The organism is Acinetobacter sp. YH12094 (assembly GCF_013419295.1).
GTDB classification, from domain to species: Bacteria; Pseudomonadota; Gammaproteobacteria; order Pseudomonadales; family Moraxellaceae; genus Acinetobacter; species Acinetobacter amyesii.
Genome location: NZ_VPAK01000022.1, coordinates 1 through 18030 on the forward strand (window position 1 = coordinate 1; position 18030 = coordinate 18030).

The 18030-nt window shown below is 40.8% G+C and carries 14 protein-coding genes and 1 tRNA gene; 11 read left to right on the forward strand and 4 right to left on the reverse strand.

Annotation, left to right across the window (positions count from 1 at the left end; genetic code table 11):
• The first annotated feature begins 1065 nt into the window (after positions 1-1065).
• From FTU34_RS13815 to FTU34_RS13825, 3 genes are all read left to right on the forward strand, one after another.
• The gene (locus FTU34_RS13815) at positions 1066-3300 is read left to right on the forward strand and encodes an NADP-dependent isocitrate dehydrogenase (protein WP_180035960.1); all 2235 of its coding nucleotides are present in this window, start codon (positions 1066-1068) and stop codon (positions 3298-3300) included.
• A 568-nt stretch (positions 3301-3868) separates the two neighbouring features.
• Positions 3869-4246, forward strand: a complete 378-nt coding sequence (locus FTU34_RS13820) for a hypothetical protein (RefSeq protein ID WP_168378736.1) — start codon at positions 3869-3871, stop codon at positions 4244-4246.
• A 159-nt stretch (positions 4247-4405) separates the two neighbouring features.
• On the forward strand, positions 4406-4705 hold the full coding sequence (locus FTU34_RS13825; protein ID WP_168378735.1) for an HNH endonuclease: 300 nt from the start codon (positions 4406-4408) through the stop codon (positions 4703-4705).
• Between the two features lie 269 nt (positions 4706-4974).
• Here the strand turns inward: FTU34_RS13825 and FTU34_RS13830 are convergent.
• Positions 4975-5061: transfer RNA gene (locus FTU34_RS13830), tRNA-Leu, on the reverse strand.
• A gap of 178 nt (positions 5062-5239) precedes the next feature.
• Between FTU34_RS13830 and queA the strand changes: the two genes are divergently transcribed.
• The 8 genes from queA (at position 5240) to secF (ending at position 13502) form a co-directional block, all read left to right on the forward strand.
• Complete coding sequence (gene queA, locus FTU34_RS13835; RefSeq protein WP_180024560.1) at positions 5240-6280, forward strand: tRNA preQ1(34) S-adenosylmethionine ribosyltransferase-isomerase QueA; 1041 nt, start codon at positions 5240-5242, stop codon at positions 6278-6280.
• Between the two features lie 21 nt (positions 6281-6301).
• The gene (locus FTU34_RS13840; RefSeq protein ID WP_180035961.1) at positions 6302-7330 is read left to right on the forward strand and encodes a hypothetical protein; all 1029 of its coding nucleotides are present in this window, start codon (positions 6302-6304) and stop codon (positions 7328-7330) included.
• Between the two features lie 54 nt (positions 7331-7384).
• Positions 7385-7951, forward strand: coding sequence for a LemA family protein (locus tag FTU34_RS13845; RefSeq protein ID WP_078191268.1), 567 nt, complete (start codon positions 7385-7387; stop codon positions 7949-7951).
• Positions 7952-8032: 81 nt separating this feature from the next.
• Complete coding sequence (locus FTU34_RS13850; RefSeq protein WP_180035962.1) at positions 8033-8929, forward strand: DUF4303 domain-containing protein; 897 nt, start codon at positions 8033-8035, stop codon at positions 8927-8929.
• Positions 8930-9009: 80 nt separating this feature from the next.
• Positions 9010-10140: a tRNA guanosine(34) transglycosylase Tgt gene (gene tgt / locus FTU34_RS13855; RefSeq protein ID WP_078194179.1), complete on the forward strand. Its 1131-nt coding sequence runs from the start codon at positions 9010-9012 to the stop codon at positions 10138-10140.
• A 106-nt stretch (positions 10141-10246) separates the two neighbouring features.
• On the forward strand, positions 10247-10576 hold the full coding sequence (yajC, locus tag FTU34_RS13860) for a preprotein translocase subunit YajC (RefSeq protein WP_078191271.1): 330 nt from the start codon (positions 10247-10249) through the stop codon (positions 10574-10576).
• A 54-nt stretch (positions 10577-10630) separates the two neighbouring features.
• Positions 10631-12529 carry a protein translocase subunit SecD gene (gene secD / locus FTU34_RS13865; protein WP_180035963.1) on the forward strand — a complete coding sequence of 633 codons (1899 nt, stop codon included), beginning with the start codon at positions 10631-10633 and terminating at the stop codon, positions 12527-12529.
• Between the two features lie 10 nt (positions 12530-12539).
• Positions 12540-13502, forward strand: coding sequence for a protein translocase subunit SecF (gene secF, locus FTU34_RS13870; RefSeq protein WP_180035964.1), 963 nt, complete (start codon positions 12540-12542; stop codon positions 13500-13502).
• Positions 13503-13564: 62 nt separating this feature from the next.
• On the opposite strand, the gene FTU34_RS13875 is transcribed toward secF, so the two are convergent.
• The 3 genes from FTU34_RS13875 to rlmD form a co-directional block, all read right to left on the reverse strand.
• Positions 13565-14215 (reverse strand): hypothetical protein, encoded by a 651-nt coding sequence (locus FTU34_RS13875; RefSeq protein WP_180035965.1) that lies wholly within the window; start codon positions 14213-14215, stop codon positions 13565-13567.
• Positions 14216-14295: 80 nt separating this feature from the next.
• Complete coding sequence (locus tag FTU34_RS13880; protein ID WP_078194183.1) at positions 14296-16602, reverse strand: bifunctional (p)ppGpp synthetase/guanosine-3',5'-bis(diphosphate) 3'-pyrophosphohydrolase; 2307 nt, start codon at positions 16600-16602, stop codon at positions 14296-14298.
• A 24-nt stretch (positions 16603-16626) separates the two neighbouring features.
• Positions 16627-18024, reverse strand: a complete 1398-nt coding sequence (gene rlmD, locus FTU34_RS13885) for a 23S rRNA (uracil(1939)-C(5))-methyltransferase RlmD (RefSeq protein ID WP_180035966.1) — start codon at positions 18022-18024, stop codon at positions 16627-16629.
• Positions 18025-18030 lie beyond the last annotated feature (6 nt).

Sequence of the window (18030 nt, forward strand, 5' to 3'; positions counted from 1 at the left end):
CGCGACTCATGAGTGCTCGGTTATATGCGGGCCAATTGGTTGTGCGGTAGATTTTGTGTGTAGGCTTCTTCATTTGAAAATTATATCGCTGAAAAACCCTTTACAGATAGGTTTGTGCAACAAAGCCCATTAAAGGTAAAACAAAAATTAAAACAATAAAATTAGAAACTTAAATTAATTTAAATTTTATTGACTGTTTATTTTAAATCGCACTTTTCGCGTTTTATTCAAACTAAAAACATGACCAAAAGAAATATTCATTTACATAAGACCTAAAAAACTGGGTTTAATTTTCTTTAAATACATCACAAAAAATAGTGAGTTTTATGACTATTCTATGACCAGATTACTCATCAGGATGCTCGTTTCAGTCAGCTACACTAAATGAATCTATTATTAATCCTTTCTATTAGACTAATTTATTAGTTTTTATCAGTTGTGTGTGTCATTTGAGCATTAAACCATACTTGCTCGCTTTTACTTTATTAAACTGAGCTAAACATTCGTTTCATGCTTCTAATGCACATGAACTCATTCACCCAAATGACTGAAGCTGAAAAAGTGCCATGCCTTATTCATCAGATATATAAGTTATCGCATAAACATTCAGCGACCGTTCAAAGTCAAACGGAGCATCAAACTCACGTCGTTCTTTAATAAAGTCCCCAATCCTGACTAATTTTCGAACTTCTGCACCAAATCTACACCTAAAAGTTAAGGCATTCGGTTTGACCTATCAAACGCTTTGCTTTACAACTAAAACTTGAACGAGCCATAAAGAACAGATCAGCCCCAAAAAAATGATATAAATTTAATTGTTCAATAGCTTTAAGCTATGAATAACAAGCTTTCAATATTTCCCTTCTCGGTTTTGCGCTAAAATTGGGCGTCAAACTGCACTTCTTTTGTATCATTTTTCTACGAAATGACCACATCACAGGATCTTGCGTTGACTGAAAAGCAATGAACCCCGATACTTTCATAGTTTTATTTAAGCAAATCGGTTCATAGAGGCGAGCCACAAGCTCGGACCTCAAAGACACAATCTAAAGCAAGGGGCTATATATGGCTGGTGGAAAGTCAACTATCATCTACACACTGACCGACGAGGCGCCATTATTGGCGACTTACTCTCTGCTGCCGATCATTGAAACCTTTACTAAACCTGCTGGCGTTGAAATCGTTAAACGCGATATCTCAGTTGCAGCACGTGTACTCGCTGAATTTTCAGACTATCTAAGCGAAGAACAAAAGGTGCCAAATAACTTGGCAGAGCTTGGACAATTAACCCAAGATCCAAGCACAAACATTATCAAACTTCCGAACATCAGTGCTTCAGTTGGCCAATTAACTGCTTGCATTAAAGAATTACAGTCCAAAGGTTTTGCAATTCCGAACTACCCAGAAAACCCAGCGACTGAGGAAGAAAAAGAAATCAAGGCACGTTATAGCAAATGCCTAGGTTCTGCTGTAAATCCTGTACTTCGTGAAGGTAACTCTGACCGTCGTGCGCCTACTGCAGTAAAAAATTACGCGAAGAAACATCCGCACTCTATGAGCGAATGGAAACAGTGGTCACAAACTCACGTTTCTCACATGGACGAAGGTGACTTCTATCACGGCGAAAAGTCGATGACTTTAGACCGCGCTCGCAATGTAAAAATGGAATTGATCACGAAGTCTGGTGAAACTGTTGTTCTTAAGCCAAAAGTTGCGCTTCAAGAAGGCGAAATCATCGACTCAATGTTCATGAGCAAAAAAGCACTTTGCGACTTCTATGAAAAAGAATTAGATGATTGTAAAGAAGCAGGCATTTTGTTCTCTCTACACGTAAAAGCGACCATGATGAAGGTGTCTCACCCAATCGTTTTCGGTCACTGTGTGAAGATTTACTACAAAGATGCATTCGAAAAACACGGCAAATTGTTTGATGAGTTAGGTATTAACATCAACAACGGTATGTCTGGTCTTTACGAAAAAATTGAAACTCTTCCGACTTCTCTTCGTGAAGAAATCATTGCTGACTTACATGCTTGCCAAGAACACCGTCCTGCACTTGCAATGGTTGATTCTGCAAAAGGCATCACTAACTTCCACTCACCTAATGACGTAATTGTAGATGCATCTATGCCTGCAATGATCCGTGGTGGCGGTAAAATGTGGGGTGCTGACGGCAAACAGTACGACTGTAAAGCTGTAATGCCTGAATCTACTTTCGCGCGTATCTACCAAGAAATGATCAATTTCTGTAAATGGAATGGTAACTTTGACCCACGCACTATGGGTACTGTACCTAACGTTGGTTTGATGGCGCAAAAAGCTGAAGAATACGGTTCACACGACAAGACTTTCGAAATTCCTGAAGCGGGTGTTGCCAACATCACGGATCTGGAAACAGGTGAAGTGTTGATGTCTCAAAACGTGGAAGAAGGCGACATCTGGCGTATGTGTCAGGTGAAAGACGCTCCGATCCGCGACTGGGTGAAACTTGCAGTAACTCGTGCACGTAACTCTGGCATGCCTGCGATCTTCTGGCTTGACCCATACCGTCCACACGAAAACGAATTGATCAAGAAAGTTCAAACTTACTTGAAAGACCACGACACTACTGGTTTAGACATTCAAATCATGTCTCAAGTACGTGCTATGCGTTATACACTTGAACGTGTTGCTCGTGGCCTAGATACAATTTCTGTAACTGGTAACATCCTACGTGACTACCTAACAGACTTATTCCCGATTATGGAATTGGGTACTTCTGCGAAAATGCTTTCTATCGTTCCTCTAATGGCTGGTGGCGGCATGTACGAAACTGGTGCGGGTGGTTCTGCGCCTAAACACGTACAACAACTTGTAGAAGAAAACCACTTACGTTGGGATTCTTTAGGTGAGTTCTTGGCGCTTGCTGTTTCTCTAGAAGAAATGGGCATCAAAGAAAACAACGCGAAAGCGAAACTTCTTGCAAATACGCTTGATGCTGCAACTGGTAAATTGCTTGACAATGACAAGTCTCCATCACGTCGTACTGGCGAACTTGACAACCGTGGCAGCCACTTCTACCTTGCTAAATACTGGGCTGAAGAACTTGCTGCGCAAGACGAAGATGCAGAGCTTAAAGCAAAATTCGCTCCTCTTGCTCAAGCACTTGCTGAAAACGAAGAAAAAATCGTTGCAGAACTTGCTGAAGTTCAAGGTAAAGCCGCAGACATCGGTGGTTACTACGCTGTAGATACAGCAAAAGTAAATGCTGTAATGCGTCCAAGCGCAACTTTAAATGCTGCTCTTGAGGCTGCTCAATAAGTTGATGCAAAACTAACTTAAGTTAGTGATGTAAAAAAACCAGCGCTTCGGCGCTGGTTTTTTTATACCCTCATTTATATAGTGTTATGCCAACTATTTCATTTAATGCTTAGATCTAAATTTTATGAATGTGAGTGATCAAAGATTAGGATTTTTCATTCAACTATAGTTTTTTTGGTGTTTCGGTAGTCATGTTATGTATTCGACTCAATAAATTGTTTTATTCCTATGACAGTAGGTTATCAAACCAATTAAATGATTAAAACAGAGATATTATTGCTAAAGTTGATCGAATTCAGCTATATGAAATTAAAGAATATTAGGTAATATTAGCCAATATAATTTTAGAATTTACGCAGAATTAAAATGGTAAAAAAAGACAGAATAGCTATCGTCATAACTGTAATATATTCACTGTTTCCTTTACTGCTTCTATTTGATGGAACTACGGAAGAATTTGTAATTTTTCTGCTACCAATTTTTCTATACTGGGGATTTAGATTCATAAAAGGCGATATTAGCTTTCTCAAACAGAAAGACGATTAATAAAGAATGATTGGATATTGATATGAAAAGAGCAATTTTTTTCCTAATAGTCTTAAGTGCTGTAAGTTTAGAAGTAGCCGCAGGAAACTCCCTATTGACTGAATTTAATAAAGAAATAGCACCTTATCAAAAAGGTATAAAATACAATTCAGCAGCTATGGATCGTCTAGCAGATAAAGAGTTAAGTGGTGCTAAATTAACTGATTCTGACTATAAAAAAGTCTTCTTTTTGAGTTGTAGCTCTTTAACATATATGAATAAAACAACTGCGGTAACAAAAAAAGCTAAATATAAAAATTTAGAAAAAGCTAAAAAACTTCAGAAAATAATTTCAAATTCTAAAGCTGTAATGGATGTGACGGAAAGAGATTGTAATAAAGCAGGTATGCCTGTTTCTTAACAAGAGTTAGCTACATGAATAGGAATTAATTTGAATGGTAGTAGTACTGTTTCATTTACATAGAGAGAGTATATACGGCATTGGCGGAGATGCTTAACTACACTAAAAAGTTAGTAAATATATCATTGGACTACAGCCATAAAATAAGGAAAACCTAAAATGGCAAATTCATGGGGAATACCAAAGCACATAGAAGATGCGGTCTCGGAGCGAGACCTGTGCTGTGTATATTGCGGCAAAAAGTTTGGCACTGAAAGAGCCAACAAGAAGTCTTGGGAACACATTATCAACGATATAAGAATTACAACCTTAACCAATATTGCATTGTGCTGTGTTGGCTGCAATGCATCTAAAGGCAATAAAGACTTAGCAACTTGGTTCCACTCTGAGAATGCTCGAAAAAGAGGTGTCAACACTGAGACAATTGCAGATGTCATCAAAGTAGCTTTAGATAGTTAATAAAGCTTTTAAATACTACAAGCCCTATAAGACACCCAATCAATCACATTTGATTATTGTATTGATCTAATAATTTAAGCTTAGCATCTGATTCCACCATGAGCACCCAAACAAAATTCAGGTACTCATCCAAGTACTCATTTTACGAAGTGACAACCTGAAACGTGGCTAGTGAAATCATTGGAAATTTTCTAGGAATTTTATATATGTCATTACTTTTAGACATAAAAAACCCCAAGTCTTAATAAGCTTGGGGTCTTTTAGAATTTTGGTCCCGAGGGTCGGACTCGAACCGACACATCATCTCTGATAGTGGATTTTGAATCCACCGCGTCTACCAATTTCACCACCTCGGGAAGGTGTTGAAACGTATAATAAACTGTTTCAAAAACTTGTCAACGCATGATGTTCTCATTTGATTAAAAATAAACCGTATAAGAATTTTTAGATGGATAATCCATCAATTTCAGCGTTAAAACCTAAAAAAGCTTATACTAAGCCAAATTTCATTATCTCCTTTTCAGATTTCTTAACATGCAACTTTCTGACTTTAACTTCAATCTCCCTGACGAACTCATTGCCCGCTATCCGCTTGAAACACGTAGTGCATCACGCCTGCTCCATCTCGACCTCAATGGCGAATATCACGACCATCATTTCACTGACATTTTAGACTTGCTCAATGAAGGTGACTTATTGGTACTAAACGATACCAAAGTGATGAAAGCCCGCTTGAAAGGCAAACGAGCAACTGGCGGTGCAGTTGAAGTCTTAGTTGAACGTATTCTTGACCCAAAAACCGCACATTGCCACATTAAAGCCAGTAATACGCCTAAAGAAGGTGCGGAGTTATTTATTGGTCCAGACGAAGTTAAAGTGACCGTTCAAGGCCGTCATGAAAACTTATTTGTTGTGGAATTTTCACAGCCTATTTTACAAGTTTTAGATTTATACGGTGCTTTACCGATTCCGCCTTACTTTAACCGTGAAGCAGAAGCGATTGATACCGAACGTTACCAAACTGTTTTTAACGATCCGACCAAATTGGCTTCAGTTGCAGCACCAACAGCAAGCTTACATTTTGATGAAGCGCTACTCAAAAAATTGGCGGACAAAGGGGTAAATAAAACCTTTGTTACCTTGCATGTGGGTGCAGGTACATTTTTACCCGTGCGCACCAATGACATTGAAAATCACATCATGCACAGCGAATGGTGTGACGTGTCAGAAGAATCTATGGCTTTGATCCGTGAAACAAAAGCACGTGGCAATAAAGTTATTGCTGTCGGTACTACAGCGACTCGCGCGACTGAAAGTGCAGCTCAAGCCAATGGCGGCGAACTCAAGGGTTGGACTGGTGATACACAGATCTTTATCTACCCAGGTTATGAGTTCAAAGTAGTCGATCGTTTAATTACCAACTTCCATTTACCTGAATCTACCTTGCTCATGTTAGTGTCAGCGTTGTCCAGTCGAGATAATATTTTGAATGCCTATCACCATGCCGTCGAAAGCCAATATCGATTCTTTAGTTATGGTGATGCGATGTTAATTGATAATATTAACCACAAATAAAATTACGCCGAAATCATCCCTATGCCGATCGATTCTGTAAAGCACTCCATCCATATTCGTCGAAAAAAGAATGCTGTGGTTTTTCAGAATATCGCTCGGCTCTGGGATATAGGCCGAAACGCCAAAACTCACCAAGAGCTCCTCGATGGACTGCATCCATGGAATGCTCCCATTACACTCAAATTTGAAAATTTACTCCCCCTAGCTTTAGCCGCACTGGGTATCGGATTCATGCTGTTTATTGTAATTCAGCCCGATCATGGCTGGGCACAGCTCTGCTTTGCTGTGGGGTTGGTCATGGTGTTCTGGGCCTATATCAGCTATGAAAAAGATGACCCGCTCGAAGATGTTATTGCGTTTTTGGAAACCGAATGCATCGCAAAAAAATACCAACTGGCTTTTAACCGACAGCCTCAATACATTTCAATGCCGCTGAATAATCTACAATTTATTGGCAATCTTAAACGTATGTTCCCCGTATTTAAGCAAGGCAGCCTTTCGAATGATATTCAGACCTTCGCGAGCACCGTTTGGGAAGATGAAAATCAGCAACAGCATCAAGTCATGGTCTTTCATTATCACTATGTGAATGAACTGAAAGTACGTGACAAAGACGGTGATGAAGTCACGGTTAAAGAAATTCATAAAGACCTGTGGGGCGTATTTGTTTTTGATATTGGCATCCATGGACTAGCCGTATCTACAACAGGCAAAAACTTTGGCTATCCCTATAGTTTTCCTTGGCACAGCAGCGACATTCAAACCAATCAAAAATTAAAATTTTATGGCGAGAACCAAATGGAAATCGCTAAATTGCTCAGCCCGGGCTTTGTCCTCCGACTAGCGGATTTTTTTCAAAACCGTGAAGGTGATCTGCTATTTCATCCGAGCCACCGAATAATGTGCTATCTTGGCTCTACAGATTTATTTAAAGTCAGTAGTAAAGCAAAACGAATTCAAGATGTTTCGGCATTGCGTGGGCATCTTAGAACCTTTAAATTAAATGCTTTAGAAAATTTGAAAAACGACTTAGCGCAGTTTTTAAAATAGATTTCATACAATAATGTTTTAAATTACGACCTTTTATCTTGAGGATAAAATTTTATGGGGCTTTTGATCTTTGTTTTAATCATCATTGCATTGGTGATTGGTGCAATCATGATTCGCAACAACATTGTCCGACATCACAATGCAACCATTCGTGCATGGTCAGATGTAGCTAGCTATGAACGTCAAAAAATCAAAATTTTAGATGGATTACAGCCTTTGGTTGAGCAATATTCCAATTTTGAACAAGGGACTTTGGCAAAAGTCACTGAACTCCGTCAAAACATTATGAATTTGAACGTAAACAGTACCGATGTCAGCCAATTACAGCGTATTGAAGCCTTAAATCAAGATCTAATGCGCAGCCTGAATGTTGTGGTTGAAAACTATCCAGAGCTCAAAGCCAATGATATTTATCTGAAAATGATGAATGAAATTGAAGAACAAAACGAAAATGTCGGTGCGGCGATTACTATTTTTAACCGCAACGTCGAGTTGTTCAACAACCACATTCAAGTGTTTCCTAACAATATTATTAATACGCTATTGCTGAGTAAAAAAGCGGTTCGCCCTTTCCGCGATCAAGCTGCCAGCCAAAATTTTGATTATCGTCCGAACTTTTAAGTTCGGGCTTTAATGCACAAAAGTAAAAAAAATAATGATGAGGTGCTCAAGTACCTCCAAAACTAGAAAGAAAAATAAAATATGCAAAATCAAATTAATGCACTGAAAAATGTGCTGATTCAGGAGTTTTTCAAACTCTATGAGCAGCACCAAGACGACCATATTTACGCATGTACGTTGGTGTTCAATCCCTATTTTTCCATGGACTATATCGCAGTCTCTACGCAGCGTAGTATTTTTACCGAAGATGAAGATTCTGCTCAATATCTTGCAGCGCATGATCGATGGAATGTCTCGAAATGGCGCTATCGTAGCCTACTGGCTTTAAGTCAAGACTTGGCGCAGTTTAAACTGACATCTGTAAATGAAGTGGGCCATTTAAACCTTGATCCATCTTCTATAAAAATTACGATAAAGTCTGAATCGGCTAACCATCTTTCAATCTTGCTCAATGCCATACAACAAACAAAATTCGACTTGGTTCAGTCCTACGGCATAGAACTGGACAATATTCTGTTTTTTATCACGGTCCCGACACAGCCCGAAATAGAAATTTATTCAGCTCAGGTTTTAAATCCTCCAAGTACACAACTTGACGATTTTCTCAAATCCAAACAACCCCTCAAGCTCGACAGTTTACCCAAGCGTATGAAGCTGTCTCAGTATGATAAAGACCTGCTGATTGATTTAGCACAAATCGTTGAAATACAACCTTATAACTATTTACATGTAGCTAATGAAGTCTATCTTTTAAGCTTAGAAAAAAGCTATGCAACCACGAATCCTTATATTCAAAAGCTTATTGACAGTATCGTGGCCATGACATCGGACCCGAAAGGCACATTTGCGATGGAAAAAGAAGAAATTTTGCAGCGAATTAACCAGTTCTATTTTAATGCCAAGAGTTCAGATGAAGCCTTGTCACAAGACGCAATCTATAAATTTACAGACTTAACACCCGACAAAGCTAGCGTTTAACCGCAGAATCAAGGAAAATAGAGCACTTTTAGCACTCTTACCATCAGCGAACTGTTTTTTCGCCTTGATCTGGACCTTGTATGAAGTTTGAAAAATTGGCGCAATCGGGCCGTGCTCGTCGCGGCCGTTTAACCCTTGAACATGGTGTTGTTGAAACACCTATGTTCATGCCTGTCGGTACTTACGGTACTGTAAAAGGCATGCTCCCACGTGACATTAAAGAAATTAAATCCCAAGTTATTTTGGGCAATACCTTCCATTTATATCTTCGCCCAGGCCTAGATGTCATTCGTGAACATGGTGGTTTACACCAATTCATGAAATGGAATAACCCGATTTTGACAGATTCAGGCGGTTTCCAAGTCTTCAGCCTTGGCGCTATGCGCAAAATTAAAGAAGAGGGCGTGACTTTCCGCTCTCCGATTGATGGCTCTAAAGTCTTTTTATCTCCTGAAATTTCGATGGATATTCAGCACACGCTGAATTCAGACATCGTGATGATTTTTGATGAATGTACGCCTTATCCTGCGACACATGAAGAAGCGCAAAAATCACTGCAGCTTTCATTACGTTGGGCGAAACGTTGTAAGACTCAACATCATGACGTGCTGAAAAACCGTAATGCACTATTTGGTATTATCCAAGGCGGCATGTATGAAGATTTACGTGATGAATCTTTAAATGGTCTGAAAGAAATTGATTTTGATGGTTATGCCATTGGCGGCTTGTCTGTTGGCGAACCTAAAGAAGAAATGATCAAAGTATTGGATTATCTTCCAGAGAAAATGCCTGCGGATAAACCACGTTACTTGATGGGAGTCGGTAAACCAGAAGATATCGTAGAAGCGGTTCGTCGCGGTGTCGATATGTTTGACTGTGTAATGCCAACACGAAATGCACGTAATGGTCATTATTTTGTGACTGATGGTTTAGTGCGTATTCGCAATGCCAAATATCGTCATGATCAAAGTCCGCTTGACCCACATTGCGACTGCTATACCTGTACAAATTTCACCAAATCTTATCTCTTCCATCTTGAGAAATGCGGCGAAATGCTCGGTTCGATGCTCGGTACTATTCATAACTTACGTTATTACCTGCGTCTGACTGAAGCGATGCGTGATGCTCTCGATCATGGCACTTTTGATGAGTTTGTTGAAGACTTTTATCGTCGTCGCGGCATGGAAGTGCCACCTTGTCCTCAAGATTAATTCTTTCAGCATTTGCGCTGAAGAAAAAGACAAGGTAAATTGCTGAACAAGTCCAATTTATTTATCAAAGTATTGATAACCAGTTTTTTTAGTTTAGGAAAATGAAATGAGCCTTTTTATTTCTACTGCTCACGCGGCAGGTGAAGCTGCACAGCAACCAAGCATGATGGCAAACCTGTTGATGATTGCGGTATTTGTCGCAATCTTCTACTTCTTGATCTGGCGCCCTCAATCAAAACGTGCAAAAGAACATCGTGCACTAATTGAAAGCCTAGGCGTTGGCAGTGAAGTTGTTTTTGCGGGCGGTTTAATGGGTAAAATCACAAAAATCGAAGGTGATTTTGCAGTTGTTGAACTGAACCGTGGCGTAGAAGTAAAAGTACAACGCGCAAGTGTGATTTCAGTTCTGCCTGAAGGCACTCTAAATAACCTTTAATCAAAAAATAAGTCGTGCACCCGCACGGCTTTTTTCATTTTAAGAAGAAAACGAATGCGTTACCCAGCATGGAAATATCTACTGATTCTAGTGGTACTAGTCATCAGTACATTATATGCCCTGCCAAGTTTGTATCCTGATGAACCTGCTGTTCAAATTTCAGGTGCCAAAGCCGGTACCCAGATTGACCAAAGCATCGTACAAAAAGCAGAGCAGATTTTAAAATCTGAAAATATTGCCAGCCATGACAATAGCTTCACCAATAATGCCGCTTTATTACGTGTTGATTCGAGCGAACAACAATTAAAAGCGAAAGAAGCACTGCGTCGTGGGCTCGGTGAAAATTATGTCGTCGCACTGAACCTTGCGCCTACTACGCCAGAATGGCTACAAAAAATTGGTGCTAAACCAATGAAGCTGGGTCTGGATTTACGTGGTGGTGTACATTTCCTACTCGAAGTGGATATGGATAAAGCCATTTCACAACGTATGGAAACGTCTGCGGCTGACTTACGTCGCCAACTTCGTGACAATAAATTAAAATTCAATAGCTTATCTTTGAACAACAACACCATTACGATGCAATTTGCAAATAATGATGACCGTTCTGCAGCTATGGATTTCCTTCGTCGTAACGGCAATGAATATACTCAACAAGCGGTTGCAACAACTGAAGGTTCGACTCTTCGTCTAAGCTACACAGATACACGTAAACAAGAAATTCAGTCTTATGCTGTCAACCAAAACTTAACAACTTTACGTAACCGTATTAACGAGTTAGGTGTAGCGGAAGCATTGGTGCAAACTCAAGGTAGCAACCGTATTGTGGTTGAATTACCGGGTGTACAAGATACTGCTGAAGCAAAACGTGTACTTGGTCGTACTGCAAACCTTGAGTTCCGCTTAGTTTCTGACTTAAATGATCAATATATCGATCCTTACACAGGTCAAGCAAAAGGCTCATTACCGCCAGGTACAGAAGTATTTGCTTATGAATCTTTGGACAGCGGTCGTCAATTATTGCTTAACCGTAACCGTATCTTAACAGGTGAACGTGTACAAAATGCGTCATCAGGTTTTAGCCAAGATACAGGTGGTGCTGAAGTAAATATTACTTTGGATACTGCGGGCGGTAAGTTGATGTCTGAAGCCACTCGTAATGCTGTAGGCAAACGAATGGCAGTTTTGTTCATCGAGAACAAACAAAAAATTAGTTATGTTGCAGATCCTACAACAGGCACACAAACTGAAGTTCGTACACCTTATACCGAATCTGTGGTCATCAATGCGGCAACGATTCAAGCCGTATTGGGTTCTCAGTTCCGTATTACTGGTCTGGATTCACCTCAAGAAGCGTCTGAACTTGCATTGATGCTACGTGCAGGTGCATTGGCAGCGCCAATGTACTTCGTGGAAGAACGTGTGATTGGTCCGAGTCTCGGTCAAGAAAACATCGATAAAGGCGTATTATCAACTCAAATCGGTTTCTTATTGGTTGCGATTTGGATGGTGGTCTTCTTCCGTGTGTTCGGCTTGATTGCCAACTTTGCACTCGTGGTTAACCTTGCCATGATTTTAACCATCATGTCTTGGATTGGCGCGTCCCTCACCCTTCCGGGTATTGCAGGTATCGTGATTACCATTGGTATGGCGGTCGACGCCAACGTACTGATCTGTGAGCGGATACGAGAAGAAATTAAATGGGGTGCCTCGCCGAAACAGGCGATTGTTGCGGGTTATGATCGTGCGTATAACACCATCTTTGACTCCAACTTAACCACATTCTTGGTTGCTTTCATTCTGTTTGCAATTGGTACAGGCCCGATTAAAGGCTTCGCGGTTACCCTAATGATTGGTATTGTGTGCTCGATGTTCACAGCGATTACCGTGACACGTGCAATCGTACAAATCATTTATGGTAAAAAACGTAACCTGAAGAAGTTGAGCATTTAGGAGATCGAAGATGACTGAAAATACTCAACCGAAACAATACGGCCGTCCGGACAACGAGCGCATTATTCCGTTTATGAAGATTGCCAAATCGGCAGCCTTGATATCGATTGTCTTAACGCTCGCAAGTATCTTTTTTATTTGCACCAAAGGTCTAAACCTCGGTTTGGACTTTACTGGCGGTGTAGCAGCAGAGTTGAACTATAGTCAACCAGTAAAATCTACCGATGTGAGCTCAGCGCTGACAAAAGCTGGTTTTAAAGATCCTGTAGTACAAACCTTAGGATCTGACCGCGACCTGATGGTTCGTATGCCAGTTCAAAAAGACATTGAAGCTGAAGACTTAACCAAAGCCATTACGACTGCTGCTCAATTGCCAGGCAATAAAGCAGAAGTACATAAAGTTGATGTGGTTGGTGGTCAAGTCGGTAACGAACTCTATGTGCGTTCTGCGGGCGCTGTAGGTCTTGCCCTACTGCTCATGCTGGTTTATGTCACTATTCGCTTTGAGTTCAAACTTGCAATGGGTGCTGTATTGTCTTTATTCCACGATATCGTGGTGACCATTGGTATCTTTGCCATGATGCAGTGGCCGTTTGACTTAACAGTTTTGGCTGCGCTACTCGCGATTATTGGTTTCTCGCTCAACGATAACATCGTTGTATCTGACCGTATTCGTGAAAACTTCCGTAAGATTCGCGGTGCTGAACCTCTTGAAGTTGTGAACAGTGCTTTGACTGAAACACTTCGCCGTACCATTCACACCTCTATGACACTGTTACTGGTTGTTGTGGCGATGATGGTACTGGGCGGTGATGGTCTGAAATGGTTCTCTGTTGCAATGTTTGTTGGTGTATTTGTGGGTACATATTCATCAATCTACATTGGTACAGCCTTCGCGCTATGGCGTGGCCTGAACCGTCAAGACTTCATTGTACAAGTGAAGCCTGAATTTGAAGAAGAAGAGATTCCTTAAGCTTTTCGACTTATAGTTCAAATCAAAACCCATCTTCGGATGGGTTTTTTTATGCGACTACCTTAAATAAATGAGCTAGGCAAAATCGCAATAATAGGATGTAACTTTTCAATATCGGATTGCAGGAATTCCACCTGTCGTTTTTGGTCTAGACTTGCAAATTGCCATGTATCATCTGTTTGCTGTATCACGTTTAAAATTAAATTTAAGCCATTTCGCAAATATACACAGGCTAGATCCGATCTCTCTACCCCTCGCCGTTCATCACAGACTACAAGCCAACCCTTTTGTAATACAGGGGCATAATACGATGCTGTGATGCGAATCAAATACAAGTCTTGAATGTTTTTAAATAATGCTGAATATTGAGATGAATCATTTGAAATCAGTTTTAACGAAAATGCCTGTGTCTCAACTACCTGCATTTCAAAAAGAACCAAGCTTTCTTGCTCCTTAGAGCGCTTGCCTTGTTCCATAAACTGAACTTCATCATCTAAACTTCCCTTAATGAGTCCCAATTGTGACTCTAATTCACGTGCAAATTTCTCTCCAATCTGCCGATGACTATTTAATAATTGGGAAATTAAAGGAACTGATAAGCCAAAATGTTCACATACGGCTTTACCATTTTTAAAAGGGCCAATTGACACCCAATGATCGATAGCTCGTGTTAAATTCTGTCGACGCTTTTCAAAAAGCTCTGAAGGCAGCATAAGCACTCAATTTTATAATTTCTCTCTCCCAATATAATAAAAAAACCCGCGCGCAGCGGGTTTTTTATACAACTTTATTTTTAGCTACCTTGTACCAATCGACGTGCGCTAATAATGCCTGGTTGTTGCTCTAAACGTGCCAACAGTTTCGACAACTGCGCCAAGCCTTTCACTTCAATCAACAGCTTCATATTGGCAATACCATCACTCTCGGAAATGGTATTCACCTGACGAATATTGATTTGGTCTGAGAAAATCACTTGAGTCAGATCTTTAAGCAAACCACGACGGTCATAAGCTTCCACCACGATTTGCACACTTTGACCACGAGTTGGCTGCATTTCCCAATCCGCTTCAACCGCACGTTCAGGCTCTTGCCCAATCATACGGATATAATCCGGACATGCGACCTTATGGATACTTACGCCACGATTCAGGGTGATATAACCAGCAATCGATTCACCATGCACAGGCTGACAACACTGAGCAATGTGTAGTTCTACATTGTCCAAACCATCAATCAAAATACCATGCGCCGAAAGCGTATGACTTGCACGTGGGTTCAAGGTTGGTTTTAACACCAGTTCAGGTTCATCCTGATCGAGGTGCATATGACGGTTAACCTGATTGATTAAAGCATGCAAGCTAATGTCACCACTCACCAAGCCAATCAATATATCTTCACCCAATTTCACATTAAAATGATTGCAGTAATCATTCAAATCGATACTTTTCGGGTGAATCGCCAAACGTGACAATTCTTTATTAAGAATCTCACGTCCCACTTCCAAGTTTTTACTACGGTCTTGCTGACGGAACCAATGACGCAACTTATCACGTGCACGAGCCGTCTTGATATAACCCAGCGAGTTTACCAACCAATCTCGGTTAGGCTCACGATCTTTCTTGGTTAAAATCTCGACCTGTTCCCCAGTTTTTAGGGTATAGGTTAAAGGTACATAACGTTGGTTCACCCGTGCTGCATAGCACTTGTTGCCCACTTCAGTATGCACATGATAGGCAAAGTCGAGCACAGTCGAACCGCGTGGTAATTCTTTGATATCACCATCACGACTAAACACATAGATTTTCTCAAAATCTTCAAACTCTTGGATTTGTTCGAAGTTTTCAGAAGCCTCATCTTCTTTATGGGCGCTAGCATCATTTCGTTCTTGATAATGTTCAAGCACTGCACGCAAAGAATGTAAGCGATGATTAAATGAATAATCTGTGGTTTTAGAACCTTCTTTATAGTTAAAGTGCGAACACACCCCGAGCTCAGCTTCTTCGTGCATATTATGCGTACGAATTTGCACTTCTAAAGATTTGTTCTCTGCAATCACGGCCGTATGTAGTGAGCGATAACCATTGGCTTTCGGGTTGGTAATATAATCATCGAACTGATGCGGAATATGACGCCAAATCTGATGAACGATCCCCAGTGTGTGATAACACTCAGGTACATTATCCACCAAAACGCGAACTGCTCGAATGTCATAAAGCTGATCAAAGCTCAGGTTCTTACTCTTCATTTTTCGATAAATCGAATAAATGTGTTTAACCCGACCATTAATCTCGGCCTCAATGCCATGATCTAACAGTTCTTTACGCAACTTTTCTGTTACGAACTGAATATATTGTTCACGCTCTAAACGTTTTTCATTCAGTAAAGAGGCAATTTCTTTATAGCGTTCAGGTGCTAGATAACGGAAAGCGAGATCTTCAAGCTCCCACTTAAGCTGTGCAATCCCTAAACGGTGCGCGAGCGGCGAGTAAATGGTTAAAATTTCTCGTGCGACACGCTCTTGACGCTCTTTGGTTGAGTGCGCCAACTCACGTAATGCATAGGTACGTTCAGAAAGTTTGATTAATACAACACGAACATCTTCGGTCACTGAGATCAACATTTTATAAATGCCGGTCAAATGTTCACGCTGGTTATTATTAAAATGATCTTCTAGACGTTTATTTTGCTCGATCAGGTCAGACAACTTACCCATGGCAAGCGTGCCTTTCACCAAAGCATGCACTTGATCGCCAAATTTGCTTTGGACTTCTTCTAAACTGGTTACGCCTTCACGAACACTTCGATACAGCATAGCTGCTGATAACGTATCTTCATCCGCATACAGATGAGCAAGAATATCCGCCATTTCAATACCGGTATAGAAGGTATTCGAGCGATGGTTGACCGTTGTTTCAAGTTCATTCTGTAAGGTCAGATGGGCAACTTCTTCGAGTTGCTTTAGAGGAGCCCCGTCAAACATGCCACTCACACGCTCTAGCCATTCAGCCAAATCATGCTGTGCTTGCTCGGCATGTTCTACAGTCGTTTCCTGAGACAGCTCATTGAGACGTCCAGGTAATTGTTCACGTACTGTGACCATACCCTACTCCTAGTTTTCTACGCTTCATAACTTTTGATCGTTTATCTGATTTTCTTTTTCGAACAAAGCAATCGATTCGACATGCCCTGTATGGGTAAACATGTCCATGACACCCGCTTTTTTCAAACGGTAGCCTTGTTGTACCAGCATTCCAGCATCGCGTGCTAGTGTTGCAGGATTACATGACACATAAACGATTCTTTTTGCACCAAATTTGAGCACATAACGCATTATTTCTTCTGCACCAGAACGTGGTGGGTCTATCAATAATGCATCAAATCCTTGTTTTGCCCAAGAATGATGCGAAAAATCTTTTGTTAAATCTTGTGAATAAAATTTCAGTTGCGAAAGGCCATTGTTTTGTGCATTTTCTGCACCACGCTGAACCATTTCTTCACTCCCTTCAACTGCAACGACTTGACCCGTTGAACCCACACATTGAGCAAGTGGTAAAGAAAAGTTTCCTAAGCCACAAAACAGATCTAGAACTCGCTCACCCTGTTGTAACTGAAGCAATTCACATGCCAGTTTCACCATTTGCGGATTAATCGTGGAATTCACTTGCGTGAAGTCTTGAGGATTAAAGCCAAATTCCACACCAAAGTCACTTAGACCATAGTGCAGACGCATCGGTGCATCGGGATGATCCACGCGATGTAAGCTGTCTGGCCCTTCAGGTTGTAAGTACAGTTGCCACTCTTTATGTAACGCAAATTTTACTAATTGGTTGACATCTTCCGCGCAAAGTTCCGCCGTATGACGAATTAGGAGGGCAATTTCTTGATCTCCCATGGCCAGTTCCATATGCCCAATATCTGCTTTACCTTGTAGACCTTGTAACAGTTGTTTGAGTGTGGTGATGGAGCCAAACTCACGATCCAACACCATACAACGGTCAATCGAAGTCAGTTTATTTGACTGGCTTTCACGAAAGCCGACCACGAGCTTATCTTTTGCAGGTAGGTAACGCACACCGATACGCGCTTTGCGACGGTAATCTTCACGCAATGAACGTAACGGAGCTAACCATTGATCAGGTTGTATCCCTGCAAAATGTTGCAAATGTGATTGTAAAACGTCTTGTTTTAAACGAATTTGCTCGTCGGGATGAATATGCTGCATGCTACAACCACCACAGACCCCATAATATGGACAGGCTGGTTTTACCCGTAGAGACGACTCTTCACTCAGCAATTCCAGACTGTCTGCTTCTTCAAGACGCTTAACGACATTGGTAATACGCGCACGCACTGTTTCACCCGGCAAGGCATAACGGATAAAGACTTTCTTACCGTGTTTTTCTGCAGGATGATCTGGATGCGTGCCAAAATGCGCTATGCCTCGCCCCTCATGTGAAAGCGATTCAACCTGAAATGTATAAATGGGTTGTTGGGCTTTTTGGGGTTTGGCTTTGTGTTTCATGCGTAC